The sequence below is a fragment of the Alterinioella sp. B-7 genome, from assembly GCF_056857775.1.
This window is the reverse complement of the sequence record NZ_JBSXNT010000024.1, coordinates 158,597-181,205: the sequence shown is the minus strand read 5'-3', so window position 1 is coordinate 181,205 and position 22,609 is coordinate 158,597. Positions and strand designations below refer to the sequence as shown.

Below are 22,609 nucleotides of genomic sequence, written 5' to 3'. Positions count from 1 at the left end.
GTCAACCGCCCTGCCGCTTGGCGCGCAGCTTGGAGAAATAGGCCAGCCGCTTGGCCAGGTCACGCTCGAACCCGCGCTCGACCGGCTGGTAATAGGCCTCGCGCGCCATGGTCTCGGGGAAGTAGTCCTGCCCCGAGAACCCGTCCTCGGCATCATGGTCATAGGCATAGCCCGCGCCATAGCCCTGGTCCTTCATCATCCCCGTGGGCGCGTTCAGGATGTGCTTGGGTGGCGGTTCCGACCCGGTCTTGGCCGCCGCCTTGCGCGCCGCCTTGTAGGCGACATAGGCGCCGTTCGATTTCGGGGCCAGCGCCACGTAGATCACCGCCTGCGCCAGGGCCAGCTCGCCCTCGGGGCTGCCGAGCCGCTCATAGGTTTCCCAGGCATCGAGGCATTGACGCTGCGCCGCCGGGTCGGCCAGGCCGATATCCTCCACCGCCATGCGGGTCAGGCGTCGGGCAAGGAACCGGGGATCCTCGCCGCCCTCCAGCATCCGGGCGAACCAGTAAAGCGCGGCATCGGGGTCCGAGCCGCGCACCGATTTGTGCAAGGCGGAAATCAGGTTGTAATGCGCGTCGCCCGATTTGTCGTATTGCGCCGCGCGGCGGCTGAGGCGCTTGCCAAGCTCGGCCGGGCCGAGGGGCGCGTCGGTCTTCCACGCCGCCGCCTGTTCGACCAGGTTGAGCAGCGCCCGCCCGTCGCCATCGGCCATCTCGCGCAGCGTCGCGCGCGCACTGTCATCCAGCGGCAGGCGGCGTTCCAGCGCCGCTTCCGCACGTTGCATGAGTTCCTCCAGATCCTCATCCGAGAGCCGCTCCAGCACCAGCACCTGGCTGCGCGACAGCACGGCGGCATTCAACTCGAACGAGGGGTTTTCGGTGGTCGCGCCGACCAGAAGAATGGTCCCATCCTCCATATGCGGCAAGAACCCGTCCTGCTGCGCCTTGTTGAAGCGATGGATCTCATCGACGAACAGGAGCGTGCCGGAGCCATTGGCGCGCCGGATCTTCGCGGCCTCGAAGACCTTACGAAGGTCGGAGATCCCGGTAAAAATGGCACTGATCTGGACGAAATGCAGGTCCGTCTCCTGCGCCAGAAGCCGGGCGATGGTGGTCTTGCCCACGCCGGGCGGCCCCCAGAAGACCAGCGAGCCGAGCGCGCCGGCGTCCAGCATGCCCCGCAGGCTGCCATTCTCGCCCAGCAGATGCGCCTGGCCGATCACCTGATCCAGGGCACGGGGACGCAGACGATCCGCCAGGGGGCGGGGGCCGGCTGCGTCGGGGTTTGCGGGCGGGGCAGTGTCGAACAGGTCGGCCATGCCCGCACCCTATGCTGTCGATGCGTTGGGGAAAAGCCAAAGGCACGATCCCGGTCAGTGCATCTTCGTGGCCATGCTGATCGTAACGCAGCGGCTTTCCTCCCCGTCGAAATCGAGGATTCGGCCCGCCGGAACGCAATCCAGCCCCACCCGACGCGCCAGGCGCGGGCTGTTGGCCGGGATGATTCCCAGCACCGAGGTTGCCCCCAACTCGCGCGCCGAGTTGACCATTTCCGAGATCAGCTGCATCTGCACCCGCATCCGCAGCTTGGCGGGCACATCGCGGCTGACGAAGACGCGGCTGCTTTCCCAGATATGCGGGGCCACGGGCGCGGTCTCGTCCAACAGGTCGGACGGGATCGAATCCAGCAGCCCCCGCTGCGCGTCACGGATCATGTAGGTGTAGATGCCGCAACGATGCGTGGTCGGGGTCAGACGCACCCCGGCCATGACCTGCCCGTATTCATGTACCGCTATCCAGCGGCTGGCAGGCGTGTCGTACTGGTCAAACTCCATGCCGTTCGCTTCCGGCAGGTCCCAGTTGTTCTGGACAATAAATGTCTGGTGTCTCGCGCGCAGCATGTTTGCGAACAGTTCACCATGATTGTGCATGTTCTCGAAAGAGAGGGTAGTGACTTGCATGTGGGTGCCTCCTGGTTGGCGGTTGAAAAACCTGCACCGAGGCAACTGCGTCAGCCTTCATAATAATCGGAATTCCCGTGCCTTTTTCAATGCCTCCGCCGTGGTTCGCGCACCCAGACGAACCCTGGCGGAGGAAAGGCGCGCCTTCAGCGCGCTTTCGGAAATACCTAGCTTGGCAGCCGCTGCGGTATGACGATCACCATCGGCAATGAGGCGGAGCGCCTCGACTTGTGCCTTGGTAAGTTCGGTCGGGGGGGCCGCCGCGTCATGCAGCGACCGCGCACATTCGGCGATCTGGTCGATCTCGGCGTCGGTGAATTCGCGATCTCCGCGCGCGGCACCGATGATCGACCGCGACGTGATCGGCCCGCAGGACACCACCGCCCCATAGAGCAGGCCATGCTGCTTGGCCTTCTGCATGATGCTGAACGGGTCCGGCAGCCTGATCTCGCTCCACCGTGTCTGGCCACTGATGCCGATCCCCCAGAAGACGAGGGGATCGCGCAGGGCATAAGCGTTATCCTGATACTCCTGCTGCCAGGCGGCAGGGTATGTGCTGCGAAGAATGAGGGGGGAGGCAAACCGAATGTGCAGGCCGACGGTGTATCCCATCGGGGCCAATGTGCCTAACTGATTAAGCAAGGATATGAGTACTCTACTTTGGGACATGTCTTTTTAGATAGGTTGTCTGAAATGGAACGGGCCGTAAAGTCTTATTATGACGAACAACTTGGCGAGTCGAATGTCCGAGAAGATTAATGCGGATCTTTTCGCGCGTCTGATGGGTCTGGCCCACCCGGCACGCAGGGATCTTTTGGAATTCATGGGGGAAACCCCTATTGCGGAAGCGGAACTGGAACGGCTGATCGAAGAGATCGCTCAGAAAGGTAACAGCGAAACACCAAAACCGGTTTAACAGATTACGCGAAAGCGGCAGAATGCCGCTCCATCACGAGAAAACCCCGCCCTTTCCCAAGGCGGGGTTTCGTGTTTTTCGGGCCGTCCTCGGGGGCGGCGCGGGCGGCGTTATTCCGCCGCTTCCTCGGCCTCGACCCGTGCGCGGTCGCCCGCACCCTTGGCATCGACGTCGCGGTCGACGAACTCGATGATCGCCATCGGGGCCATGTCGCCGTAGCGGAAGCCCGCCTTCATGATGCGGACATAGCCACCCTGACGCTCGGCATAGCGGGGGCCGAGAACCTCGAACAGTTTCGCAACATAGGCGTCTTGCTTGAGCTGGCTTGCGGCCTGGCGGCGCGCGTGCAGGTCGCCGCGCTTGGCCAGCGTGATCAGTTTCTCGACGATCGGACGCAATTCCTTGGCCTTGGGCAGGGTGGTCTTGATCTGCTCATGTTCGATGAGCGAGCCGGCCATGTTCGCCCACAGCGCCTTGCGGTGCTCATGGGTGCGGTTCAGGCGGCGGTATCCTCGTGCGTGACGCATGATTTGGGTCTCCTTACATTTTGCTTTGTCCGGGGACAGGTGCGTGCCCGTCCCTCACCTATTGGGGCGTGGTTGCCCAAGGCGGGTTCTGGCCAAGGGCCAGGTTCCGCTGTTGTCGTGCGGCAGGACATTGCGCCCTGCCGTAGGGTGGGCAGTTTGCCCACCAATCAGAAATTGTCTTCGAACTTCTTCGCCAGATCCTCGATATTGTCGGGGGGCCAGTCGATGATGTCCATGCCCAGGTGCAGGCCCATGCCCGACAGCACTTCCTTGATCTCGTTCAGGGATTTGCGGCCAAAGTTCGGCGTGCGCAGCATCTCGGCTTCGGTTTTCTGGATCAGATCGCCGATATAGACGATATTGTCGTTCTTCAGGCAGTTGGCGGACCGCACCGACAGTTCCAGCTCATCGACCTTCTTCAGCAGAAGCGGGTTGAATTCCAGATCGTCCTCGTCGTCCTGGCGGCCGGCGGCCTCGGGCTCGTCGAAGTTGACGAAGATCGACAGCTGATCCTGGATGATCCGCGCGGCATAGGCCACGGCATCGTCGGGGCTCAGCGAGCCGTCGGTTTCCAGCTTGAGCGTCAGCTTGTCATAATCCAGCACCTGCCCCTCGCGGGTGGGCTGCACGTCATAGCTGACCTTCTTGACCGGCGAATAGATCGCGTCGATGGCGATCAGGCCGATGGGCGCATCCTCGGGGCGGTTCTTGTCGGCGGCGACATAACCCTTGCCGGTGTTGACCGTCAGCTCCATGAACAGGTCCGCGCCCTCGTCGAGGTGGCAGATCACGTGATCGCGGTTCAGGATCTCGATCCCGGCGCTTTCGGAAATGTCACCGGCGGTGACGACCTTGGGGCCCTTGGCGGAAATCGAGACACGCTTGGGGCCATCGGCATCCATGCGGATCGAGACGCCCTTGAGGTTCAGCACGACATCGGTGACGTCTTCGCGCACACCCGAAATCGAGGAGAACTCGTGCAGGACATTGTCGATCTGCACCGAGGTGATCGCGGCACCTTGCAGCGAGGACATCAGCACGCGGCGCAGCGCGTTGCCGAGCGTCAGGCCAAAGCCACGTTCCAGCGGTTCGGCCACGACGGTCGCCTGACGGGCGGGATCGTTGCCGGGGTTCACCACCAGTTGCGTGGGCTTGATCAGCTCTTGCCAATTCTTATGGATCATGTGTCGCCTCCATTCCTGTTCCGGGCCTTGTGATCCGTGGCCGGAACGCTCGAGGATCAAAATGACACCACGGGCCGCGCAAAATGGCACGGCCCGGGGAGAGTAAACGGTATCTTAAACGCGGCGGCGCTTCGGCGGACGGCAGCCGTTATGCGCCATCGGGGTCACGTCGCGAATCGCGGTGATGTTGAAGCCGACAGCAGCCAGGGCCCGCAGCGCGCTTTCGCGGCCCGATCCCGGTCCCTGCACTTCGACCTCAAGCGATTTCACGCCGTGTTCCTGTGCCTTCTTGCCCGCATCTTCCGCAGCCATCTGCGCCGCGTAGGGCGTGGATTTCCGGCTGCCCTTGAAGCCCATCGTGCCAGCGGAAGACCAGGAAATCGCGTTGCCCTGGATATCCGAGATGAGGATCTTGGTGTTGTTGAACGAGCTGTTCACATGTGCCACGCCGGTGGCGATATTCTTGCGCTCTTTGCGCTTGGGTGCTCTCTTGTCGCGTGCCATTGATCTGCCCCCTTACTTCTTCTTGCCGGCAATGGCCTTTGCGGGGCCTTTGCGGGTGCGTGCGTTGGTATGGGTGCGCTGACCGCGCACGGGCAGGTTGCGGCGGTGGCGCAGGCCACGGTAGCAGCCCAGGTCCATCAGGCGCTTGACGTTCATCTGCGTCTCGCGGCGCAGGTCGCCTTCAACGGTGAAGTTGGCGTCGATATGTTCGCGGATCTGCAGAACCTCGGCATCCGACAGCTCATTGACCCGGCGGGTCTGGTCGATGCCGACGGCGTCGCAGATTTCCTTGGCCGACGAGGGGCCGATTCCGGTGATATAGGTCAGCGCGATCGGAACGCGCTTGGCGGTGGGGATGTTCACGCCAGCAATACGTGCCACGTAAGTCTTCCTTTTCGTTGCGGTTCCGTGCTTCCAGAACCTTTTTTCACAACCGAAAGCCCGAGGCGGGGTGCCACCGGGCCGTCGAAACTGATTTGCACTGTCGGGTCGCGGGTCGCGGCCATTTCCCAGGCGATTCCCTTACGGGACGCTTGCAGGTAGTGGCATTTCACCCTGGGGTCAAGGGGCCGGTCAGGCCCTGTCAAGAACTTCCTTGATTTCTGCCGAAACAGCCTCGATATCGGCCATTCCGTCCACCGCCACATGCTGCCCCTTGGCATAATAATAGCCAATCAGGGGCGAGGTATCGCGGTAATAGGCCAGAAGACGGGTGCGAAAGCTGTCCTCGTTGTCGTCGGGGCGGCGCTTGAACTCGGACGCGCCGCATTTGGCGCATGTGCCATCGGCGGGCTGCGGCTTGGTCTCGTCGTGATAGACCTCGCCGCAATTTGCGCAGGTCGAGCGTCCGGAGACGCGCGCGACCAGTGCCTCGTCATCGACCTTCATCTCGATCACGGCATCGAGGGTCTCGCCTTCCTTCTCCAGCAATTCCCCAAGCGCGTCGGCCTGGGCCAGCGTCCGGGGAAAGCCGTCGAAGATGAAGCCCGCGGCGTCCACCGTCTCGATCTGCTCCTCGATCAGGCCGATCACGATCTCGTCGGTGACCAGCTCACCGCGCGCCATGACATCGGCCACGCGCTTGCCCATCTCGGTGCCCGAGCTTTGCGCCGCGCGCAGCATGTCGCCGGTCGAGAGCTGCACCATGTTGCGGTCGTCAACCAGGCGACGCGCCTGCGTGCCCTTGCCCGCCCCCGGCGGTCCGAGAAGGATGATGTTCATCGCCGCGCCGGTCCCTTCTTCCGTTTGCCAGCCTTGGCACCACCCTTGCGGCCGCGCAGCTGCGATTTCTCGATCAGGCCCTCATACTGATGCGCCAGAAGATGGCTTTGCACCTGTTGGACCGTGTCCATGCCCACCGAGACGATGATCAGGATCGAGGTGCCGCCGAAATAGGCCGTGATCGACAATTGCGTGCGGATCATCTCGGGCAGCAACACCACCAGCGCCAGGTAGCCCGAGCCGAGGACGAGGACGCGGTTGACCACGTATTCCAGGTATTCGGCGGTCTTGGGACCGGGGCGGATACCGGGGATGAAGCCGTTCTGGTTCTTCAGGTTGTCGGCGACGTCCTCGACCTTGAACGACACGTTGAGCGTGTAGAAATAGGTGAAGAAGATGATCATCCCGGCAAAGAAGATCAGGTAGAGCGGCTGACCGGGACCGAAGAGCGTCAGGATCCAGGTCATCAGCGGACCGGCATTCTGCCCGGAGAAGGTGCTGATCGTCGTCGGCAGCAGCAGCAGCGACGAGGCGAAGATCGCCGGGATCACGCCCGCCGGGTTCACCTTGATCGGCAGGTGGCTGGAGCCGCCGTCATAGACCTTCATCCCCACCTGGCGGCGCGGATACTGGATATGGATCTTGCGCAGGGATCGCTCCATGAACACGACGAAAAGCAGCGTCGCCATGATCATCACCAGCACGCCCAGGATCACCGGCGTGGTGATCGCGTTCTGGCGCCCCTGCTCGAAGAACTGGGCGAAGGCGCCGGGGATCTCGGCGATGATGCCGACGAAGATGATCAGGCTGATACCGTTGCCGATACCGCGCGCGGTGATCTGTTCGCCAAGCCACATCAGGAACATCGTGCCGCCGACCAGCGTCACCACGCAGGCCGCGCGGAAGAACCAGCCGGGATCGGTGACCAGCCCGCCCGCTTCAAGGCTGACGGCAAGCCCGTAGGCCTGGAAGGTCGCCAGCAGCACCGTGCCGTAGCGCGTGTACTGGTTGATCTTCTTGCGGCCCTGCTCACCCTCTTTCTTGATGTTCTCAAGCGCCGGGACCATGGCGGTCATCAGCTGGATGATGATCGAGGCCGAGATATAGGGCATGATGCCCAGGGCAAAGACGCCCATCCGCCCGATCGCGCCACCGGTAAAGAGGTCGATGACCCCGCCGAGGCCCGCCGCCGCCTGCTCCATGAAGGCGCGCAATTCGCCGCCGTCGATGCCGGGAACCGGAATATAGGTGCCGAGGCGGTAGATGATCAGAAGGCCGATGGTGAAAAGGATGCGCTGGCGCAGCTCGGTGGCCTTGCCAAAAGTGCTCCAACTCAGGTTGGCCGCCATTTGCTCTGCAGCAGATGCCATGTGGTCTCTCTCATGCACTGCGCCGCGAGATCGGGATCGACCACGCGGCGCGGGAAGAACGTTGCCTGATGATGTAAGCGCTAACAGGCGCGCTCACAAGCATTCATCAAGGCGCGCGGTTATTCCGCCGCAGCAGGCGCCGCCACGGTCAGGCTGCCACCGGCCTTCTCGACGGCCTCGACGGCCGATTTGGAGGCACCGGTCACCGTCAGGGTGACTTTCGCGGACAGATCGCCCTTGGCCAGCACGCGCACACCGTCAAGCTTGCGCCGCACGAGGCCCGAAGCCAGCAGAACGTCCTCGGTGATCTCGGATTTCGCGTCCAGCTTGCCGTCGTCGATGAATTTCTGGATGTTCCCGAGGTTCACCACGGCAAAGGACTTGCGGTTGGGCTTGTTGAAGCCGCGCTTGGGCAGACGCTGGTAGATCGGCATCTGGCCGCCCTCGTAGCCCTTGATGGCCACGCCCGAGCGGGATTTCTGACCCTTGATGCCGCGCCCGGCGGTCTTGCCCATGCCGGACCCGGCACCGCGTCCGACGCGTTTCTTGGGCTTCGTCGCGCCCGGATTGTCGCGCAGTTCGTTGAGTTTCATGTCGCTTCTCCTTGCCGGAACTGACCCCCGAAGCGATCTGGGGTCAAACACGGCTTTGTGATGTTGAGTCGGGTGGCGGTATGGGGCCACCGGGGGCGTTTAGATCAAAGCTGGGAAGTATTCAATAGCTGGGTCACGTCCCTACAGAGGAGATCCATGTTCACCCTACCCTACGCCCCAGAGGCGCTCGAGATCTTCTAGGCTCTCGTAAAGAAACGCGACACCTAGTTCCGCCAAGTCATCTGGTCGACCGGATTCGAGAGTTTTCCCCGCCAACCCGATTGGAACATCAACTGATACTCCTTTCTCAGGGTTCGATATGGTAACTAAGCTTATCGTCCGCGGCACTTGTTCAATGGAAATATTGGGTTGCCCGATGATGGAGTCTACCCGGCCTCCGCTTGTTGAAACATGGAAGCTTCCCATTGGAGTACCATTGAAAGTACAATCAACCATAGTGACACTCCCTCCACCCTCTAGCCTGACGAGGTTTCCACCAATGTGAACTGCTGGTTCATTGAACTCGGCAAAGGGCGTCAACCCATGTTCTACAGCATTTCGCGCTTCTCGAAGGAAAAACAGCCCCGGATCACCGCCATTTGAGGCGTTCTTGAGACGGTGTGCCCATCCTCTTGAACGCTGATCACCCAGGCCGCTAGAAATCTGCCGCCCAATACATTTTGCGAAGTGCCAAACGAACTCTTCCCACGCGTCCCTTAACTCGCTTGCCGATTTAGCCCGCATGATCCGTTCTTGCGATTGCGACGCCTTCTCTGCGTACCGGCGAATTTCCACCAGATTGTTATTGTTGTTTGTCATGAAGGCAAAATATTCAGAGGAACCCAAAGCGCAACAAAAAACGCCCCGGCCATCACTGACCGGGGCGCTCTACTCATTGGGCTTTCCGGGGCTCCGCCCGTAAACGCCACAAACGCTGCACTGGAGCGTTTGCCGGGCCAAGAGGCCCGGACAAGGCGTTTACCCCTTCTCTTCCACGATCTCCACCATATGCGGGATCTTGGCGATCATGCCGCGCACGGCGGGGGTGTCTTCCAGCTCACGGGTCTTGTGCATCTTGTTCAGACCCAGGCCGATCAGCGTCTGGCGCTGCTTTTCGGGGCGGCGGATCGGCGAGCCGATCTGCTTGACGACGATTGTTTTTGCCATTGGTCTCAGGCCTCCTCGGCAACTTGGCTGGACTCGGCCGGCGCGTCATCCCGCTTGGGCAGGATATCGGCGACCTTCTTGCCACGGCGCGACGCGACCATGCGGGGGCTGCTTTCCTGGCGCAGACCGTCCAGCGTGGCGCGGATCATGTTGTAGGGGTTCTGCGTGCCGGTCGATTTGGCGACGACGTCCTTGACGCCGAGCATCTCGAAGATGGCGCGCATCGGGCCACCCGCGATGATCCCGGTCCCTTCCGGTGCCGTGCGCATCGTGACCTTGCCGGCGCCGTGATGGCCCTTGACGTCGTGATGCAGCGTGCGGCCTTCCTTCAGCGGCACGCGGATCAGCTGGCGCTTGGCCTGCTCGGTGGCCTTGCGGATCGCCTCGGGCACCTCTTTCGCCTTGCCCTTGCCAAAGCCGACACGGCCCCGCTGGTCGCCGACGACGACGAGGGCCGCGAAGCCGAAGCGCTTGCCGCCCTTGACGGTCTTGGAGACCCGGTTGATCGCGACCAGGCGGTCTGCGAATTCGGGGGTTTCGTCGCGTTCCTGGCGACGGCCCCGGCGTTCGTTACGTTCTGCCATTCTCAGGCGTCCTTTCCATCAAGGCGCTTGTGCGCGCCGCTCTTGTCTCAATCGAAGTGAGCCCGCAGGCCCCCCGATCATCGAGGCGGCGCAGGTAGCGCGCCGCCCGCATTTTCAATCCGTAGGGTGGGCTGTTAGCCCACCTCAACCCGTCAGAACTTCAGGCCACCTTCACGCGCGGCGTCGGCCAGGGCCTTCACCTTGCCGTGAAAGAGGAAGCCGCCACGGTCGAAGTAGCAATCCTCGATGCCCGCCGCCTTGGCGCGCTCGGCGATTGCCGACCCGATCTTGGCCGCCGCTTCGACGTTGTTCTTGCCCACGACGCCCAGGTCCTTCTCCATCGAAGAGGCCGAGGCGAGCGTGACGCCGTTCACATCGTCGATCAGCTGCACGCTGATGTTCTTGTTCGAGCGATGCACGCTGAGGCGCGGACGCCCGTTCGCGGTGCGCCGCAACTTGTTCCGAACGCGCAGGCGGCGTTTCTGGAACAGGACTTTTTTGCTGTTTGCCATTTTTCGCGCCTTTACTTCTTCTTGCCTTCTTTGCGGAAGACGAACTCACCCTTGTAGCGGATGCCCTTGCCCTTGTAGGGCTCGGGCTTGCGCCATTCGCGGATGTTCGCCGCCACTTGACCGACCAGTTGCTCGTCGATGCCCTCGATGATCACTTCGGTGGGCTTCGGGGCGGTCACGGTGACCCCCTGCGGCACATCGAAGATCACGTCATGGCTGAGGCCGAGCGCCAGCTTGAGCGAATTGCCCTGCATCTGCGCGCGATAGCCCACACCCTGGATCTCGAGCTCTTTCTTGAAGCCTTCCGTCACACCGGTGACCAGATTGGCCACCTGGGTGCGCGACATGCCCCATTGCTGACGGGCACGCTTGGACTTTCCGCGCGGCGTGATCGTCACGGCATTGTCCTCGACAGTGATCGTCACATCGTCGGTTGCGGTGAAGCTGCGGGTGCCTTTCGGCCCCTTCACTTCAACGGTCTGGCCGGACACCGAGGCGCTGACGCCGCCGGGCAGGTCGACCGGTCTTTTCCCAATACGAGACATTCCAGACCTCCTTAGAATACGGTGCAGAGCACTTCGCCGCCAACATTGGCACCGCGCGCTGCTGCGTCCGACATCACGCCCTTCGACGTGGAGACGATGGAAACACCCAGGCCCTGACGGACCTGCGGGATGTCGTTCACGCCCATGTAAACACGACGGCCCGGGGTGGACACGCGCTTGACTTCGCGGATCACCGGGGTGCCTTCGTAGTATTTCAGGCTGATCTCGAAGCCGGGATGACCACCGTCAACCGTGGTGGCCTCGTAGCCGCGGATATAGCCTTCGTCCGCCAGCACATCCAGAACCCAACCGCGCAGCTTGGAGGCCGGGGTGAGAACCGTGGATTTGCCGCGCAGCTGACCGTTGCGGATGCGGGTCAGCATATCACCGATAGGATCGTTCATTGCTTTCCCTCCCTTACCAGCTCGACTTGACCATGCCGGGGATCTGGCCGTTCGAGGCCAGATCACGCAGCTTGATCCGCGACATTTTCAGCTTGCGGTAATACGCCTTGGGGCGGCCGGTCAGCTGGCAACGGTTGTGCAGCCGGGTGGCCGAGCTGTTGCGCGGCAGTTCGGCCAGTTTCAGGCGCGCCTTGAAGCGCTCCTCCATCGGGCGGTCTTCGTCAGACGCGATCGCCTTCAGCTCGGCACGTTTGGCGGCGTATTTCTCCACCAGGCGCTGACGCTTCAGCTCGCGTTCGATCATTGCTTTCTTAGCCATGTCTTTGGTCCTCTCCGCGGATCAGCTGTTGAAGGGCATGTTGAAAAGCTTCAACAGCGCCTTTGCTTCCGCGTCGGTATTCGCGGTGGTGGCGATCACGATATCCAGGCCCCAGACCTCATCGACCTTGTCGAAGTTGATCTCGGGGAACACGATATGCTCCTTCATGCCCATGGCATAGTTGCCACGGCCGTCGAAGCTCTTGCCCGGGACGCCGCGGAAGTCGCGTATACGGGGCATTGCGATGGTGATCAGACGATCCAGAAATTCATACATCCGGTCGCCGCGCAGCGTGACCTTGGCGCCAAGCGGCATCTCTTCACGCACGCGGAAGCCCGCGATGGATTTCTTGGCCTTGGTGGTCATCGCCTTCTGGCCCGCGATCAGCGTCAGGTCTTCCTGCGCCGACTTGGCCTTCTTGCTGTCACGCACCGCCTCGGCCCCGCAGCCGATATTCAGGACGATCTTGTCCAGGCGCGGGATCTGCATGTCGTTGGCGTAGCCGAACTGTTCCTTCATGGCCGCGCGGATGCGGTCCTTGTAATCGGCCTTCAGGCGCGGGGTGTAATTTGCACTATCAAGCATCGATCACGTCCCCCGTGGTTTTCGCAAAACGCACCTTCTTGCCGTCTTCCATGCGGAAGCCGACGCGCGTTGCCTTGCCCTTGGCATCTAGGAGCGCCAGATTGCTCAGCTGGATTGGCATCGCCTTGGGCAGACGTCCGCCCTGGTCGCTCTGGGATTGCTTGGTGTGACGGACGGCCATGTTGATGCCATCGACCACGGCCTTGCCGGATTTGGGATCGACGGAGGCAATCTCGCCCTCCTTTCCCTTGTCCTTGCCGGCCAGCACGACGACCTTGTCGCCCTTTTTCAGTTTCGCGGCCATCACAGCACCTCCGGCGCAAGCGAGATGATCTTCATGAAGTTCTTCGCGCGCAGCTCACGAACCACCGGCCCGAAGATACGGGTGCCGACGGGCTCGTTGTTGTTGTTGAGGATCACGGCGGCGTTGCGATCGAAGCGGATCGCGGTGCCGTCTTCACGGCGAACTTCCTTGGCGGTGCGCACGACGACGGCCTTGCGGACGTCGCCCTTCTTCACGCGGCCGCGCGGGATGGCTTCCTTCACCGAGACGACAATGATGTCGCCAACGGAGGCGTATTTACGCTTGGAACCACCCAGGACCTTGATGCACTGAACTCGGCGAGCGCCGGAGTTGTCAGCAACATCCAGATTGGTCTGCATCTGGATCATGTGGTTTCTCCCGACCTGTGGGGAGGGCTTCAGTTATGCCCTTTTCCCCCGCGGTTTCGATTAAACCGGGTGTGATGGCCCTTAGGAGGCGATCACCTCCCAGCGTTTGGTTTTCGACATCGGGGCACATTCCTGGATACGGACGGTATCCCCGATCTTGAAACTGTTCTCCGGATCGTGGGCCCGATATTTCTTGGACTTCCGGATGGTCTTCTGCAGCACCGGGTGCTTGAAGCGGCGTTCCACGGAAACGCTGACGGTCTGGTCGTTGGCGTCGCTGGTCACGGTGCCTGTCAGGATGCGTTTGGGCATGGGCTCAGGCCTCCGATTGCGCAGCGGCGGCTGCTTTTTCGTTCAGGATGGTCTTCACGCGCGCGGCGTCACGACGGACGCTGCGCATGCGAGCGGTGTTTTCCAGCTGGCTGGTGGCCTGCTGGAAGCGGAGGTTGAAGGCCTCCTTTTTCAGGTTGGCAAGCTCATCCCGGAGCTGGTCCGGTGTCTTGTCGCGCAGTTCACTGGCGTTCATGTCGCCTCTTCCTTCTCTCAAAACACCAGCAGGCCCCAAAGACGGGTCACCCTTGACCTGGTGGATGAATGACAAACGACGAATCCCCGGAGGTGATCCGGGGACTCGGCAGATGGGGCCTTCTAGGGGGGATGGGCGCGGGTGGCAAGGGGGAAGTTTGGGGGGGGACGATGGCACATGGCTGCACGCGAGCAGGAGTAAAGCAATCCGCTATCAGGCCGGGGAGTGTCAAGAACTCTGTGTATCTGGCGCGGCCCATGCAGGTTTCAGATACGGTCACGCGTTGAAGCGCTCGAATGCGGCGTGATGGGCGCCGGTCGTCTCGTAGACCACGAGGTCGGGGGCCACCCGCGCCGATCCAGCGGCGCAGGGCGCGAATTCACATGGTCCTATTGGCAAATTGCGCGGCGTCGCCGGTGGTAAGGCGATGCACGTCGAGGTGCGCTTTCGAGATATCGATGCCAATGCTATCTTTCATCATCTTCGCGTGTCCTATGCTTGTCGTAGAGCGCTTCATGCCGCCCTGTATCCGTTCAGGCCCAATGCGAAGACGATGGCTGATCACACTCCAACACCGTCCCTCACGACGAAGCCTGTGACGATCCAGCCACCGCCAGCGTGCGCCATAGCTGGTGTGGCGCACGCTGGCTCTTTCTTCGCATAAGAACCACGATCAGCATAAGGCAAGCATGTCGCTCAAAAATGGGAACCGGTTTTGGGATTCTCGGACATGCGTCTCAATGGGTTGGAGTGCGCCTGCGTGATTGCAGATGAACGCGGCGCGCTAGCCTTCAGTCGAGGTCCGTCCAGGGCCAGGGCTTCACGTTGCTCGCCGCCATCTGGTAGCGCGCCGCCTTCGCCATCCAGATGCCCAGATCGGTGCCGAACTCGGCCAACCTCTCGTTGCGCTCCTTCTGGACGGCCATGATGATGAACTGGATCACGGTGGCCACGCCCAGCACGGTCTGCGCCAGCTGGATCATGACCCAGATGATCACCATGAAGACCAGCCGCAGAAGGATGCTGTCCTCCTCGGTCTCGAACTGCTCACCATGCAGGCGACCCGATATCCTGTCTTCGTCGGTGTCGCGCATCGTCATTTCCTCCGGCTGACCGTCCGCACATATGGGACATGAGCGCAGCCCCAATGTAAAGCGCCCCCTTCCCCCGATGCCGTCCCTGCCCTATAGCCCGATCCCATGAGCCAGAACCCCCCCGACCTCCGCCCCGACCTCGCGCCCAAAGCCCGCATCGCGGAGCCAAACCGCCCCGGCCAGCCGACCATCGGCATGGTCTCGCTCGGCTGCCCCAAGGCGCTGGTCGACAGCGAACGCATCCTGACCCGCCTGCGCGCCGAGGGCTACGCGATCTCCCCCGATTACGCGGGCGCGGAGGCGGTCATTGTCAACACCTGCGGGTTTCTGGACAGCGCCAAGATGGAGAGCCTCGAGGCCATCGGCGAGGCGCTCACGCAAAACGGCAAGGTCATCGTCACCGGCTGCCTCGGCGCGGAGCCCGAGGCCATCACCGGCACGCATCCCACCGTCCTCGCCGTCACCGGCCCGCAGCAATACGAACAAGTCCTGGATGCCGTCCACGCCGCCGTGCCGCCCAGCCCCGACCCTTACATCGACCTGCTGCCCGCCTCCGGCGTCTCCCTCACGCCGCGCCATTACAGCTATCTCAAGATCTCCGAGGGCTGTAACCACAAGTGCAAGTTCTGCATCATCCCCGACATGCGCGGGCGCCTGGCCTCCCGCCCCCACAAGGCGGTGATGCGCGAGGCGGAACGCCTCGTTGATGCGGGCGTCAAGGAGCTTCTGGTCATCTCCCAGGACACCTCCGCCTATGGCACGGACTGGAAGGACCGCGACGACAAGTTCCCCATCCTCCCCCTCGCCCGCGATCTGGGCAGCCTGGGGGCCTGGGTGCGGATGCACTACGTCTACCCCTACCCGCATGTGCGCGAGATGATCCCGGCCATGGCCGAGGGGTTGATCCTGCCCTATCTGGATATCCCCTTCCAGCACGCCCATCCCGACACATTGAAACGCATGGCCCGCCCCGCCGCCGCCGCGCGCACGCTGGACGAGATCGCCGCCTGGCGCGCGGATTGCCCCGACATCACCCTGCGCTCCACCTTCATCGTCGGCTATCCCGGCGAGACGGAGGCCGAGTTCCAGACCCTGCTGGATTGGCTCGACGAGGCGCAACTGGATCGCGTCGGCTGTTTTCAGTACGAGAACGTCGCGGGGGCGCGGTCGAACGCGCTGCCCGACCATGTGCCGGATGAGGTCAAGGCCGAGCGCTACCACCGCTTCATGGAGAAGAGCCAGGCGATCTCCGAGGCCAAACTGCAAGCCAAAGTGGGGTCGCGGCTTGAGGTGATCGTGGACGAGGTCGACGCGGAAGGCGCCACCTGCCGGACCAAGGCGGACGCGCCCGAGATCGACGGGAACCTGTTTATCGACGAGGGGTTCGAGGGACTCTCTGCCGGGGATATCGTGTCGGTGGAGGTGGATGAGGCATCGGAATATGATCTGTGGGGCCGCCTCGACCCGTAGGGTGGGTTTCAACCCACCATGTTGTTAATCAAGCAGACTTTTAGGCGCATGATCGACAGGTTTGCGAGAAGTCGAAGCAATCAGCGACTCAGGTAGCTTGCTTGACTTCGGGCCACTCTTGCAGAGCTTCCAGCTCGTTTCAGCATGGCCTTCACAACCTCCACGGGTGTCGAGTTCATTGGCCCAAGCGTGACATAGCTCAACGAGTCTAACTCAAAAGGCAATCTCATGAATGGTGAAATTGTTGATCCTGAGCTGCGAAATTCTAACTCTTCATCTCCGTCCAACCATACCACAGAATAAATACGCCATTCAGCTTCCTCAGAGAATGCAGGATTCTTGAATTCAAAGAACCTAGACGTGACGTCCCACTTCTCGTCAGTCAGATCAACGCTCAACAAAAAGCTTTCAGACCCAACTTCCGGAGCGGTCTCCAAATCATCTTCGAATGCCGAGTAAATAGGTTCTACGAAGTCGTGCTCTTCTAAACCGCCATATTTTATCTTACTTAACTTTAATCGACCTCGACTATTCAATGCGTCCATTGCTTCTTCAAGCGCATCTTTCTTGAACGAAATCGAAACACCAGAACCATCGTCAGCGTAACCTCGCCATTGGCTCAGCAGATCATCCTTCTCCGAGAAGCACACGCCCAGCGCCTCTCTATTCTTAAGAAAAATATCCAGCAAAGCCCGCACCGCCCGTCGTTTTCCATACTTTTCGCCCCGAAAGCAGTCAAGGTACCTTTCTAAGGCCCACTTTCCCTCCATACGATCATTAGACAATGAGAGAGCCGTCAACCAAAGCTCGCGATGCTTGACTATCGACAAGAATGTCTCGTTTGAGCAATAATAATGCAAATCGTCAGGCAAACTGTTTCCTTTGACACTGTTGAGACCGCGCTCTGATTTTGAGCCGCAGACAGCCCTACTTCATCTATCAAACTGAGATGATCGCACCTCAATCGATATCATGCCCGTCCAATAAAGCAGATTGCAAGTATTGTTGTTTCTCCCGATCGCCAGACCGCGGGATGGCGATCCAAGCCTCAGACCGGCAGCAGTTTATCCCTGCCAAGCCCCTCCCACTTAAATCCGGCAGCACGGCCCCGTCAAAATCGCCAGCCCTCGCGGGCGGCCCCCTCTCGGCAGATTTCCCTTGGAAATCGCCTGCCGGGTCAACGCTGGCGATGGCGCGGCGGCTACGCCTTGATTCCGCGCCAGAATTCGTAGTGGTGGGCAGTTCTGCCCACCACGCCGCCCGCCCAAAACCGAAAAATGCGACGCATCCCGCGCCGCATTTTCATCGTCCTCCCCAATGTCGCGCGCGTCCCGTTCAGGCCGGGCGCACGCCGAACCGGGGCCGGGTCAGCCACTGGCCGACGGTCCGGGCCATGTCCTTCATCGCCTCGGCGCGCAACCGCCTTGCCTGTGCCAGCACGGCGCGAATCTCTGCATCCGTGGCCATATGGAAATCTCTATCAGTCATCTGGTGGTCTCTTTCGGAGAGTCTGAGGTTGGGTCTCAGGCGCTAGATAGACCCTTGGCGGCGCGGCAACACCGCCCATCCGCGAAGACCCGCTATGCTTGCGCTGCATGTATGGGTGCCTGCCTGCCGCACTTGCCCCGGCCAGCAAAACCGGGCTTTCATACCCGCGACCCAGACGGAGGACGCCCCCATGCAGATCGCCCTCATCGGCACCGGTGCCATCTCGACTTACGTTCAGGACGCGCTGGCCGCGCAAGGCAAGCCCCCCGCCGCCCTCCTCGTCCGGCCCGCGCGCCTTTCCGAGCCCTCGGACATCCCCCGCGTCGCCTGCGTCGCCGACCTGCCCGCCCACATCACCCATCTCGTCGATTGCGCGGGCCATGAGGCGCTGGCCAGCCACGGCCCCGCCGCGCTCGCCAACGGCATCGACGTGATCACCGTTTCCATCGGCGCGCTGGCCAATCCGGACCTTCTGCAAGACCTGCAAGCCGCCGCCGAGGCCGGCAATGCCCGCCTGCATCTGGCAAGCGGCGCGCTCGGGGGGCTCGACGCGCTGCAATCGGCCCGCGCGGGGCAGCTCAGATCCGTCACCTATACGGGCCGCAAGCCGCCGAAGGGTTGGCTCGGCTCGCCCGCCGAGGACCGGATCGACCTGACCGCCCCGATGGACGGACCGCAGACGCATTTCCGGGGCACGGCGCGCGAGGCCGCTTTGCAATACCCCAAGAACGCCAATGTCGCCGCCGCCGTGGCGCTGGCCGGTCTGGGCTTCGAGGCCACGCAGGTGGAGCTGATCGCCGATCCGACCGTGACGACCAATATCCATGAGGTCCGGGCAGAGGGCGATTTCGGAGACTTCACCTTCACCATCTCGGGCCATTCCCTGCCGACCAGCCCCCGCACCTCCGCGCTGGCCGCGATGAGCGTCGTCGCCACGCTGGCCCGGATCGCGGCGCGCATCCGCAGCTAAGGGCCGGTCTTCGACGCCCCAGGGGGTGTACGGGGGGCGCATCGGGGGGTGTACGGGGGGTGTACGCCTATTTTTCGGCCAGATAGACCCGGACCGCCTCGGCCACATGCCGGAATCGGTCGCCGCCCAGGTGCTTGCCACCGAACCAGCGCGTCACGATGACAACGTGATTTTGCACCCCCGCGCCCTCCAGCACCTGCAAGATCACATTGCCCGCCCCGGCCTCGCCATCGTCGGATTTGAGCGGCCCCTCGGGCAGCAGAACGGCCCATGAATTATGCGTGGCCTTGGCGAATTTCTTCTTCTTTTTCAGGGCTTTCAGAACGTCATCCACATCCGCGCGCGATGCAACAGGCGCGCCCGAGACAGCGTATCTCGACCCCCGGTCGCGGATCACCCCCTCGATCACCCGCATCAGCCCACCAGCACCACGACCCAGGCCACACCCACAGCGATCGCGCTCAGCGCCACGCCCGCGCTGGCCATATCCTTGGCATCCCGCGCCTGATCGCTGCGCGTGGAATCGGCAATATCAACCACCCGCTCTATCCCCGTATTGAGCAGTTCCGCCGCCAGGATCAGCACGCCACCCATCAGGATTATCATTGTTTCAGAGCGGGTTAGAGGCAGATACAGCGCCAAGGCGGCAGAGGGAATATTCATGCAGGTCCAGAATTTGAGGCTCGCCTCCTCGGCCCAGGCCCGCCGCCATCCGGCCCAGGACCAGATGCACCGGTTCCTCAATCGCTCCCATTCCCGGCGCAGTATGACCGCTCCCTCCCCCGCTTCGGATCCCGCAAGAGACGCTACTGCGGCGTCGGCCCCCTGTCACCGGGAAACCGCCATGCGGCACCCTGTCAGGACTTCAGCGACTTCAGTTTTTCACCGTTCCGACAATAGGTTGGCGTATCCCCGGCGCTGTCATGCGCCTCCAGCCAGGCCTCGCAGGCCTCGGGCGAGGTGCAGTTGGTGCAGCTCAACACCATCGCGTTCCGCTCCCCCGGTCTTAGGTCGCCGCGCAGCTCGGCCTCGTCCAGATCGGTGCCCAACCGGTCGGCCATCCTGGCAACCAGCCGCCCGTGTTTCTCCATCTGCTTGCTACTTGGCATCTTGCAGCCCTTTCGCCTTGGGCCATGCCCCCCGGCACGGCGGATGGTGAAAGCCTGCGACCTAAGGTCAACCTTGACCTTGATGCAGATCAATGCCGCCTGTCACACGCCTACAAGCGCTTGTTTCCCTTGATGAACTCATGCCCCCAGATCAGGGCTAGGCAAGCCGCGACACCGGTTCTAAGCTGCGGCCCATGTTTACCATCGAGCATGAATTCGACGCCACGGTCGTGACCCTCGTGGATGAAGGCGCAGCCCCCCTGCAGGAGGATCTGACCATCGCGGCCTTTGCCGAATGCGTCACGCTGGAGCAGCTTGATCCGCGCACCGACCGGGTGCAGAAGATCACCCTGTCGGAAAGCCAGTTGCGCGACCTGGCCGCGGCGTTGGACCTGCCCGAAGGCATCTACCGCCTGCGCCCCGCCGAGAGCTAGGACCGCCCATGCCCCTTCCCAATCTGCTGATCGCGGGCGCGCAGAAATCGGCGACCACATGGCTGCACCAGGCGCTGAGGAAATCGGCGCAGTTCCAGGCCTCGAAACCGAAGGAGCTGAACTTTTTCCTCGACCCGGATTATGCCGCGAAACTCGACAGTTACGCGGCGCATTTCCCGGCGCGGGACGGCGTGCGCCATGCTTACGAATCCTCGCCCGAGTATTTCCGGCTTCCGGGCGACCGGGGCGATGTGGCCGCGCGGATTGCCGAGGTGCTGCCCGATGCCGAGATCCTCGTGATCCTGCGCAATCCCGTCGATAGATACCTCAGCGCCTATACCCATCACATGATGAAATCGCGCTATCCCTATGCGCCCGAGATCGACGTGATGGAGAGTTCCCGCAATATGCTGGCCTTCGGGCTATACGGGGCGATCCTGGCCCATTGGCGCAAGGTTCTGCCGCAGGTGCGGGTCTATTTCTTCGACGATTTCGTAGCAGACAAATCGGCGTTCTTTTCAACAATCCTGGGTGATCTGGATGTCGCGCGCGACGTGGCGGATGCCGATCTGGATTTCGTAGTCAACGCCAAGGCGCGCAAGTTCAAGAAGAACGACTGGCCCGTGATGCCCCGGTTGAGCGACGGGCTGCGGGCCAAGCTGCACGCCTATTACCAAGACGACATCGCCCTGTTGGAAGAGCAGACCGGGCGCGACCTGAGTGCCTGGAAAGCGGCATAGATCGTTTCAGGTCCAGTTGCATCGGTTTCTCTGCCTCGCCCGTTTCAGGGTCGAACGCGAAAACCGATCCTCACTTTTCGTTGGAACCCGAAACGCCTCAGGACGCGCAGGAGATGCAGCGCATCGCGGCGGCATCGGAATCGAGCGGCCCAAAGCCGATGAAGCTGCCGCAATCATCGCACCAGCCGAATTCGCCTTCCTCGATCCGGCGCAGGGCGGCGTCGATGGCGCGGATGCGCCCGTGTCGGCGCGCCTCGAGCGCCGCCTCCATCGCCTGGCCCTGCATCGCGTCCATGCGCGACAGCCGCCCCACCTGCGTCTGATCCAGCATGACCGGCTTGCGCCCCTCGCCGGTGTCCTCGGACGCGGTCAGCAGGGCGGCGCGCTCCTCCTCCAGGGCGGTTCGGTAGCGGTCGGCCAGCTCGGTGTCGGTAGGGTCCGTCATGCCCCCAGAGAAGCCGCCCGCACCCGCCCTCGTCAAGCACTTGCAACGCAAGGCGGGCGGGGCCACTCTGGCGGCAAGGCCATCAACGGGAGGGATCATGCGCACAGGGTTTTTCTGGGACGAACGCTGTTTCTGGCATTCGGGTGGAAATTACGCCGCAACGATGCCGGTCGGTGGGCTGGTGCAGCCGATGGCGGGCGGGCTGCCCGAGAACCCCGAGACCAAGCGGCGGCTCAAGAACCTGATGGAGGTGACCGGCCTGATCGACGAGTTGATCCAGCGCCACGCCCCGCCCGCGACATATGAAGACCTGCGGCGCGTCCACCCCGAGCGCTACCTGTCCCGGTTCAAGGAGATGTCAGATGCGGGCGGCGGAGAGTTGGGGCTGCGCACGCCGTTCGGCCCCGGCGGATACGAGATCGCCTGCGTCTCGGCAGGGCTGGCCAAGGCGGCGCTTGCGGCCGTGCTGACCGGCGAGGTGGACAATGCCTATTCCCTGTCGCGCCCGCCCGGCCATCACTGCCTGCCGGATTATCCCAACGGGTTTTGCCTGCTGGCCAACATTCCCATCGCGATCGAGGCGGCGCTGGCGGGCGGGCTGGCCTCCCGCGTCGCGGTTGTGGATTGGGACGTGCATCACGGCAACGGCACCGAGGCGATCTATTACGACCGCGACGATGTGCTGGCGATCTCGCTGCACCAGGAACGCAACTACCCCATCGACACCGGGGATTTCGAGGATCGCGGCCTGGGCGCGGGCGAGGGGTTCAACCTCAATATCCCCCTGCCCCCCGGCGCGGGCCATGCGACCTATCTTGAGGCGATGGAGCGGCTGGTCCTCCCCGCCCTGACCGAGTTCCAGCCCGACGTGATCATCGTCGCCTGCGGCTATGACGCGGCGGCCATCGACCCGCTCAGCCGGATGCTGGCCACCGCCGAGACCTTCCGCGCCATGACCACGATGGTGATGGAGGCCGCCGCCGACCTCTGCGGCGGCAAGCTGCTGGTGGTCCATGAGGGCGGCTATTCCGAGGCTTACGTGCCCTTTTGCGGCCATGGCGTGATTGCCGAAATGGCGGGCAGCACGATCGACGCGCCCGACCCCCTGGGCGACACCTTCGACGCCCGCCAGCCGAACGCCCGGTTCGAGCATTACTGCTCGATCCTGATCGCGGAAATGGAGGCGGCGCTCTAGATGCGCTTTGCCGCGCTGCGGCACATGCGTTGACAGTTACATCGGCCCGCGTCAGGTTGCGCGGGGTTTCAATGG

35 protein-coding genes are annotated in these 22,609 nt (G+C 62.5%); 6 read left to right on the top strand and 29 right to left on the bottom strand.

Annotated features, from left to right (window positions below; translation table 11 throughout):
- Nucleotide 1: 1 nt before the first annotated feature.
- The 3 genes from AC13C7_RS05705 to AC13C7_RS05695 are packed head-to-tail and all read right to left on the bottom strand — an operon-like array spanning nucleotide 2 to nucleotide 2,629.
- The gene (locus AC13C7_RS05705; protein ID WP_172319716.1) at nucleotides 2-1,318 is read right to left on the bottom strand and encodes a replication-associated recombination protein A; all 1,317 of its coding nucleotides are present in this window, start codon (nucleotides 1,316-1,318) and stop codon (nucleotides 2-4) included.
- Between the two features lie 54 nt (nucleotides 1,319-1,372).
- Nucleotides 1,373-1,960 carry an acyl-homoserine-lactone synthase gene (locus AC13C7_RS05700; RefSeq protein ID WP_172319715.1) on the bottom strand — a complete coding sequence of 196 codons (588 nt, stop codon included), beginning with the start codon at nucleotides 1,958-1,960 and terminating at the stop codon, nucleotides 1,373-1,375.
- A 57-nt stretch (nucleotides 1,961-2,017) separates the two neighbouring features.
- Nucleotides 2,018-2,629: an autoinducer binding domain-containing protein gene (locus AC13C7_RS05695; RefSeq protein ID WP_172319714.1), complete on the bottom strand. Its 612-nt coding sequence runs from the start codon at nucleotides 2,627-2,629 to the stop codon at nucleotides 2,018-2,020.
- A 73-nt stretch (nucleotides 2,630-2,702) separates the two neighbouring features.
- On the opposite strand from AC13C7_RS05695, the gene AC13C7_RS05690 reads away from it, so the two are divergent.
- Entirely contained in the window at nucleotides 2,703-2,876 is a 174-nt protein-coding gene (locus AC13C7_RS05690) for a hypothetical protein (protein ID WP_172319713.1), read from the top strand.
- 110 nt (nucleotides 2,877-2,986) lie between these two features.
- Here the strand turns inward: AC13C7_RS05690 and rplQ are convergent, their stop codons facing one another.
- The 20 genes from rplQ to AC13C7_RS05590 all read right to left on the bottom strand — a co-directional run bounded on the left by rplQ (nucleotide 2,987) and on the right by AC13C7_RS05590 (nucleotide 14,683).
- Complete coding sequence (gene rplQ / locus AC13C7_RS05685) at nucleotides 2,987-3,403, bottom strand: 50S ribosomal protein L17 (RefSeq protein WP_172319712.1); 417 nt, start codon at nucleotides 3,401-3,403, stop codon at nucleotides 2,987-2,989.
- Nucleotides 3,404-3,570: 167 nt separating this feature from the next.
- Nucleotides 3,571-4,587: a DNA-directed RNA polymerase subunit alpha gene (locus AC13C7_RS05680; RefSeq protein ID WP_172319711.1), complete on the bottom strand. Its 1,017-nt coding sequence runs from the start codon at nucleotides 4,585-4,587 to the stop codon at nucleotides 3,571-3,573.
- A gap of 114 nt (nucleotides 4,588-4,701) precedes the next feature.
- Entirely contained in the window at nucleotides 4,702-5,091 is a 390-nt protein-coding gene (rpsK, locus tag AC13C7_RS05675; RefSeq protein ID WP_172319710.1) for a 30S ribosomal protein S11, read from the bottom strand.
- Between the two features lie 12 nt (nucleotides 5,092-5,103).
- Nucleotides 5,104-5,472: a 30S ribosomal protein S13 gene (rpsM, locus tag AC13C7_RS05670; protein ID WP_172319709.1), complete on the bottom strand. Its 369-nt coding sequence runs from the start codon at nucleotides 5,470-5,472 to the stop codon at nucleotides 5,104-5,106.
- A 192-nt stretch (nucleotides 5,473-5,664) separates the two neighbouring features.
- A complete protein-coding gene (locus AC13C7_RS05665; protein ID WP_482866857.1) occupies nucleotides 5,665-6,312 on the bottom strand; it encodes an adenylate kinase in 648 nt (215 codons plus the stop codon).
- The gene (gene secY, locus AC13C7_RS05660; RefSeq protein ID WP_172319707.1) at nucleotides 6,309-7,682 is read right to left on the bottom strand and encodes a preprotein translocase subunit SecY; all 1,374 of its coding nucleotides are present in this window, start codon (nucleotides 7,680-7,682) and stop codon (nucleotides 6,309-6,311) included. The genes AC13C7_RS05665 and secY overlap by 4 nt, the downstream gene beginning before the upstream one ends.
- A 119-nt stretch (nucleotides 7,683-7,801) precedes the next feature.
- On the bottom strand, nucleotides 7,802-8,275 hold the full coding sequence (gene rplO / locus AC13C7_RS05655) for a 50S ribosomal protein L15 (RefSeq protein WP_172319706.1): 474 nt from the start codon (nucleotides 8,273-8,275) through the stop codon (nucleotides 7,802-7,804).
- 165 nt (nucleotides 8,276-8,440) lie between these two features.
- The gene (locus AC13C7_RS05650) at nucleotides 8,441-9,094 is read right to left on the bottom strand and encodes a hypothetical protein (RefSeq protein ID WP_482866856.1); all 654 of its coding nucleotides are present in this window, start codon (nucleotides 9,092-9,094) and stop codon (nucleotides 8,441-8,443) included.
- Between the two features lie 159 nt (nucleotides 9,095-9,253).
- Nucleotides 9,254-9,442, bottom strand: coding sequence for a 50S ribosomal protein L30 (rpmD, locus tag AC13C7_RS05645; RefSeq protein ID WP_085802457.1), 189 nt, complete (start codon nucleotides 9,440-9,442; stop codon nucleotides 9,254-9,256).
- Nucleotides 9,443-9,447: 5 nt separating this feature from the next.
- On the bottom strand, nucleotides 9,448-10,026 hold the full coding sequence (gene rpsE / locus AC13C7_RS05640; RefSeq protein ID WP_172319705.1) for a 30S ribosomal protein S5: 579 nt from the start codon (nucleotides 10,024-10,026) through the stop codon (nucleotides 9,448-9,450).
- A 152-nt stretch (nucleotides 10,027-10,178) separates the two neighbouring features.
- Nucleotides 10,179-10,538, bottom strand: a complete 360-nt coding sequence (gene rplR, locus AC13C7_RS05635) for a 50S ribosomal protein L18 (protein WP_172319704.1) — start codon at nucleotides 10,536-10,538, stop codon at nucleotides 10,179-10,181.
- Between the two features lie 11 nt (nucleotides 10,539-10,549).
- On the bottom strand, nucleotides 10,550-11,083 hold the full coding sequence (gene rplF / locus AC13C7_RS05630; RefSeq protein WP_482866855.1) for a 50S ribosomal protein L6: 534 nt from the start codon (nucleotides 11,081-11,083) through the stop codon (nucleotides 10,550-10,552).
- Nucleotides 11,084-11,094: 11 nt separating this feature from the next.
- Nucleotides 11,095-11,487: a 30S ribosomal protein S8 gene (gene rpsH, locus AC13C7_RS05625; RefSeq protein WP_172319702.1), complete on the bottom strand. Its 393-nt coding sequence runs from the start codon at nucleotides 11,485-11,487 to the stop codon at nucleotides 11,095-11,097.
- A gap of 13 nt (nucleotides 11,488-11,500) precedes the next feature.
- Nucleotides 11,501-11,806, bottom strand: coding sequence for a 30S ribosomal protein S14 (gene rpsN, locus AC13C7_RS05620; RefSeq protein WP_172319701.1), 306 nt, complete (start codon nucleotides 11,804-11,806; stop codon nucleotides 11,501-11,503).
- A gap of 21 nt (nucleotides 11,807-11,827) precedes the next feature.
- Nucleotides 11,828-12,391 carry a 50S ribosomal protein L5 gene (rplE, locus tag AC13C7_RS05615; RefSeq protein ID WP_446118171.1) on the bottom strand — a complete coding sequence of 188 codons (564 nt, stop codon included), beginning with the start codon at nucleotides 12,389-12,391 and terminating at the stop codon, nucleotides 11,828-11,830.
- Nucleotides 12,384-12,695 (bottom strand): 50S ribosomal protein L24, encoded by a 312-nt coding sequence (gene rplX, locus AC13C7_RS05610; protein ID WP_172319699.1) that lies wholly within the window; start codon nucleotides 12,693-12,695, stop codon nucleotides 12,384-12,386. Before rplX ends, rplE begins: the two co-directional genes overlap by 8 nt.
- Nucleotides 12,695-13,063, bottom strand: coding sequence for a 50S ribosomal protein L14 (rplN, locus tag AC13C7_RS05605; RefSeq protein ID WP_005621870.1), 369 nt, complete (start codon nucleotides 13,061-13,063; stop codon nucleotides 12,695-12,697). Before rplN ends, rplX begins: the two co-directional genes overlap by 1 nt.
- Nucleotides 13,064-13,144: 81 nt before the next feature.
- The gene (gene rpsQ, locus AC13C7_RS05600) at nucleotides 13,145-13,375 is read right to left on the bottom strand and encodes a 30S ribosomal protein S17 (protein WP_172319698.1); all 231 of its coding nucleotides are present in this window, start codon (nucleotides 13,373-13,375) and stop codon (nucleotides 13,145-13,147) included.
- A gap of 4 nt (nucleotides 13,376-13,379) precedes the next feature.
- On the bottom strand, nucleotides 13,380-13,589 hold the full coding sequence (gene rpmC / locus AC13C7_RS05595; RefSeq protein WP_172319697.1) for a 50S ribosomal protein L29: 210 nt from the start codon (nucleotides 13,587-13,589) through the stop codon (nucleotides 13,380-13,382).
- 791 nt (nucleotides 13,590-14,380) lie between these two features.
- Complete coding sequence (locus AC13C7_RS05590) at nucleotides 14,381-14,683, bottom strand: DUF4389 domain-containing protein (protein WP_482866854.1); 303 nt, start codon at nucleotides 14,681-14,683, stop codon at nucleotides 14,381-14,383.
- Between the two features lie 105 nt (nucleotides 14,684-14,788).
- Between AC13C7_RS05590 and rimO the strand changes: the two genes are divergently transcribed.
- Nucleotides 14,789-16,153, top strand: coding sequence for a 30S ribosomal protein S12 methylthiotransferase RimO (rimO, locus tag AC13C7_RS05585; RefSeq protein ID WP_482866853.1), 1,365 nt, complete (start codon nucleotides 14,789-14,791; stop codon nucleotides 16,151-16,153).
- A gap of 80 nt (nucleotides 16,154-16,233) precedes the next feature.
- Here rimO and AC13C7_RS05580 read toward each other — a convergent pair whose 3' ends face one another.
- Both AC13C7_RS05580 and AC13C7_RS05575 read right to left on the bottom strand, forming a co-directional pair.
- Nucleotides 16,234-17,025: a DUF2971 domain-containing protein gene (locus tag AC13C7_RS05580; RefSeq protein WP_482866852.1), complete on the bottom strand. Its 792-nt coding sequence runs from the start codon at nucleotides 17,023-17,025 to the stop codon at nucleotides 16,234-16,236.
- Nucleotides 17,026-17,488: 463 nt separating this feature from the next.
- Nucleotides 17,489-17,641, bottom strand: coding sequence for an RSP_7527 family protein (locus AC13C7_RS05575; RefSeq protein ID WP_474887174.1), 153 nt, complete (start codon nucleotides 17,639-17,641; stop codon nucleotides 17,489-17,491).
- 190 nt (nucleotides 17,642-17,831) lie between these two features.
- Between AC13C7_RS05575 and AC13C7_RS05570 the strand changes: the two genes are divergently transcribed.
- A complete protein-coding gene (locus tag AC13C7_RS05570; RefSeq protein WP_482866851.1) occupies nucleotides 17,832-18,611 on the top strand; it encodes an aspartate dehydrogenase in 780 nt (259 codons plus the stop codon).
- Nucleotides 18,612-18,678: 67 nt separating this feature from the next.
- Here AC13C7_RS05570 and AC13C7_RS05565 read toward each other — a convergent pair whose 3' ends face one another.
- From AC13C7_RS05565 to AC13C7_RS05555, 3 genes are all read right to left on the bottom strand, one after another.
- Nucleotides 18,679-19,026, bottom strand: coding sequence for a YigZ family protein (locus AC13C7_RS05565; protein WP_446118179.1), 348 nt, complete (start codon nucleotides 19,024-19,026; stop codon nucleotides 18,679-18,681).
- Nucleotides 19,026-19,355 carry a diacylglycerol kinase gene (locus AC13C7_RS05560; RefSeq protein WP_482866850.1) on the bottom strand — a complete coding sequence of 110 codons (330 nt, stop codon included), beginning with the start codon at nucleotides 19,353-19,355 and terminating at the stop codon, nucleotides 19,026-19,028. Before AC13C7_RS05560 ends, AC13C7_RS05565 begins: the two co-directional genes overlap by 1 nt.
- Before the next feature lie 113 nt (nucleotides 19,356-19,468).
- On the bottom strand, nucleotides 19,469-19,720 hold the full coding sequence (locus tag AC13C7_RS05555) for a DUF6455 family protein (protein WP_482866849.1): 252 nt from the start codon (nucleotides 19,718-19,720) through the stop codon (nucleotides 19,469-19,471).
- Between the two features lie 194 nt (nucleotides 19,721-19,914).
- Between AC13C7_RS05555 and AC13C7_RS05550 the strand changes: the two genes are divergently transcribed.
- On the top strand, nucleotides 19,915-20,154 hold the full coding sequence (locus AC13C7_RS05550; protein ID WP_172319689.1) for a hypothetical protein: 240 nt from the start codon (nucleotides 19,915-19,917) through the stop codon (nucleotides 20,152-20,154).
- An 8-nt stretch (nucleotides 20,155-20,162) separates the two neighbouring features.
- Nucleotides 20,163-20,894 (top strand): sulfotransferase family protein, encoded by a 732-nt coding sequence (locus AC13C7_RS05545; RefSeq protein ID WP_172319688.1) that lies wholly within the window; start codon nucleotides 20,163-20,165, stop codon nucleotides 20,892-20,894.
- Nucleotides 20,895-20,991: 97 nt separating this feature from the next.
- Here the strand turns inward: AC13C7_RS05545 and AC13C7_RS05540 are convergent, their stop codons facing one another.
- On the bottom strand, nucleotides 20,992-21,339 hold the full coding sequence (locus AC13C7_RS05540; protein ID WP_482866848.1) for a TraR/DksA family transcriptional regulator: 348 nt from the start codon (nucleotides 21,337-21,339) through the stop codon (nucleotides 20,992-20,994).
- Between the two features lie 97 nt (nucleotides 21,340-21,436).
- On the opposite strand from AC13C7_RS05540, the gene AC13C7_RS05535 reads away from it, so the two are divergent.
- A complete protein-coding gene (locus AC13C7_RS05535; RefSeq protein WP_482866847.1) occupies nucleotides 21,437-22,534 on the top strand; it encodes a class II histone deacetylase in 1,098 nt (365 codons plus the stop codon).
- Nucleotides 22,535-22,609 lie beyond the last annotated feature (75 nt).

What these genes read in the sequence shown, in the direction of transcription:
- rpmD (WP_085802457.1), bottom strand. Translation starts at nt 9,442, where the DNA reads ATGGCAAAAACAATCGTCGTCAAGCAGATCGGCTCGCCGATCCGCCGC.
- AC13C7_RS05575 (WP_474887174.1), bottom strand. Translation starts at nt 17,641, where the DNA reads ATGACTGATAGAGATTTCCATATGGCCACGGATGCAGAGATTCGCGCC.
- AC13C7_RS05570 (WP_482866851.1), top strand. Translation starts at nt 17,832, where the DNA reads ATGCAGATCGCCCTCATCGGCACCGGTGCCATCTCGACTTACGTTCAG.
- AC13C7_RS05695 (WP_172319714.1), bottom strand. Translation starts at nt 2,629, where the DNA reads ATGTCCCAAAGTAGAGTACTCATATCCTTGCTTAATCAGTTAGGCACA.
- AC13C7_RS05705 (WP_172319716.1), bottom strand. Translation starts at nt 1,318, where the DNA reads ATGGCCGACCTGTTCGACACTGCCCCGCCCGCAAACCCCGACGCAGCC.
- AC13C7_RS05680 (WP_172319711.1), bottom strand. Translation starts at nt 4,587, where the DNA reads ATGATCCATAAGAATTGGCAAGAGCTGATCAAGCCCACGCAACTGGTG.
- AC13C7_RS05590 (WP_482866854.1), bottom strand. Translation starts at nt 14,683, where the DNA reads ATGCGCGACACCGACGAAGACAGGATATCGGGTCGCCTGCATGGTGAG.
- rplF (WP_482866855.1), bottom strand. Translation starts at nt 11,083, where the DNA reads ATGTCTCGTATTGGGAAAAGACCGGTCGACCTGCCCGGCGGCGTCAGC.
- AC13C7_RS05550 (WP_172319689.1), top strand. Translation starts at nt 19,915, where the DNA reads ATGTTTACCATCGAGCATGAATTCGACGCCACGGTCGTGACCCTCGTG.
- rpsQ (WP_172319698.1), bottom strand. Translation starts at nt 13,375, where the DNA reads ATGCCCAAACGCATCCTGACAGGCACCGTGACCAGCGACGCCAACGAC.
- secY (WP_172319707.1), bottom strand. Translation starts at nt 7,682, where the DNA reads ATGGCATCTGCTGCAGAGCAAATGGCGGCCAACCTGAGTTGGAGCACT.
- AC13C7_RS05665 (WP_482866857.1), bottom strand. Translation starts at nt 6,312, where the DNA reads ATGAACATCATCCTTCTCGGACCGCCGGGGGCGGGCAAGGGCACGCAG.
- AC13C7_RS05690 (WP_172319713.1), top strand. Translation starts at nt 2,703, where the DNA reads ATGTCCGAGAAGATTAATGCGGATCTTTTCGCGCGTCTGATGGGTCTG.
- rplE (WP_446118171.1), bottom strand. Translation starts at nt 12,391, where the DNA reads ATGCTTGATAGTGCAAATTACACCCCGCGCCTGAAGGCCGATTACAAG.
- rplN (WP_005621870.1), bottom strand. Translation starts at nt 13,063, where the DNA reads ATGATCCAGATGCAGACCAATCTGGATGTTGCTGACAACTCCGGCGCT.
- rplO (WP_172319706.1), bottom strand. Translation starts at nt 8,275, where the DNA reads ATGAAACTCAACGAACTGCGCGACAATCCGGGCGCGACGAAGCCCAAG.
- AC13C7_RS05700 (WP_172319715.1), bottom strand. Translation starts at nt 1,960, where the DNA reads ATGCAAGTCACTACCCTCTCTTTCGAGAACATGCACAATCATGGTGAA.
- AC13C7_RS05540 (WP_482866848.1), bottom strand. Translation starts at nt 21,339, where the DNA reads ATGACGGACCCTACCGACACCGAGCTGGCCGACCGCTACCGAACCGCC.
- AC13C7_RS05545 (WP_172319688.1), top strand. Translation starts at nt 20,163, where the DNA reads ATGCCCCTTCCCAATCTGCTGATCGCGGGCGCGCAGAAATCGGCGACC.
- rplX (WP_172319699.1), bottom strand. Translation starts at nt 12,695, where the DNA reads ATGGCCGCGAAACTGAAAAAGGGCGACAAGGTCGTCGTGCTGGCCGGC.
- AC13C7_RS05565 (WP_446118179.1), bottom strand. Translation starts at nt 19,026, where the DNA reads ATGCGGGTGATCGAGGGGGTGATCCGCGACCGGGGGTCGAGATACGCT.
- AC13C7_RS05535 (WP_482866847.1), top strand. Translation starts at nt 21,437, where the DNA reads ATGCGCACAGGGTTTTTCTGGGACGAACGCTGTTTCTGGCATTCGGGT.
- rpmC (WP_172319697.1), bottom strand. Translation starts at nt 13,589, where the DNA reads ATGAACGCCAGTGAACTGCGCGACAAGACACCGGACCAGCTCCGGGAT.
- rpsH (WP_172319702.1), bottom strand. Translation starts at nt 11,487, where the DNA reads ATGAACGATCCTATCGGTGATATGCTGACCCGCATCCGCAACGGTCAG.
- AC13C7_RS05650 (WP_482866856.1), bottom strand. Translation starts at nt 9,094, where the DNA reads ATGACAAACAACAATAACAATCTGGTGGAAATTCGCCGGTACGCAGAG.
- rpsE (WP_172319705.1), bottom strand. Translation starts at nt 10,026, where the DNA reads ATGGCAGAACGTAACGAACGCCGGGGCCGTCGCCAGGAACGCGACGAA.
- rimO (WP_482866853.1), top strand. Translation starts at nt 14,789, where the DNA reads ATGAGCCAGAACCCCCCCGACCTCCGCCCCGACCTCGCGCCCAAAGCC.
- rplR (WP_172319704.1), bottom strand. Translation starts at nt 10,538, where the DNA reads ATGGCAAACAGCAAAAAAGTCCTGTTCCAGAAACGCCGCCTGCGCGTT.
- rpsN (WP_172319701.1), bottom strand. Translation starts at nt 11,806, where the DNA reads ATGGCTAAGAAAGCAATGATCGAACGCGAGCTGAAGCGTCAGCGCCTG.
- AC13C7_RS05555 (WP_482866849.1), bottom strand. Translation starts at nt 19,720, where the DNA reads ATGCCAAGTAGCAAGCAGATGGAGAAACACGGGCGGCTGGTTGCCAGG.
- rpsK (WP_172319710.1), bottom strand. Translation starts at nt 5,091, where the DNA reads ATGGCACGCGACAAGAGAGCACCCAAGCGCAAAGAGCGCAAGAATATC.
- rplQ (WP_172319712.1), bottom strand. Translation starts at nt 3,403, where the DNA reads ATGCGTCACGCACGAGGATACCGCCGCCTGAACCGCACCCATGAGCAC.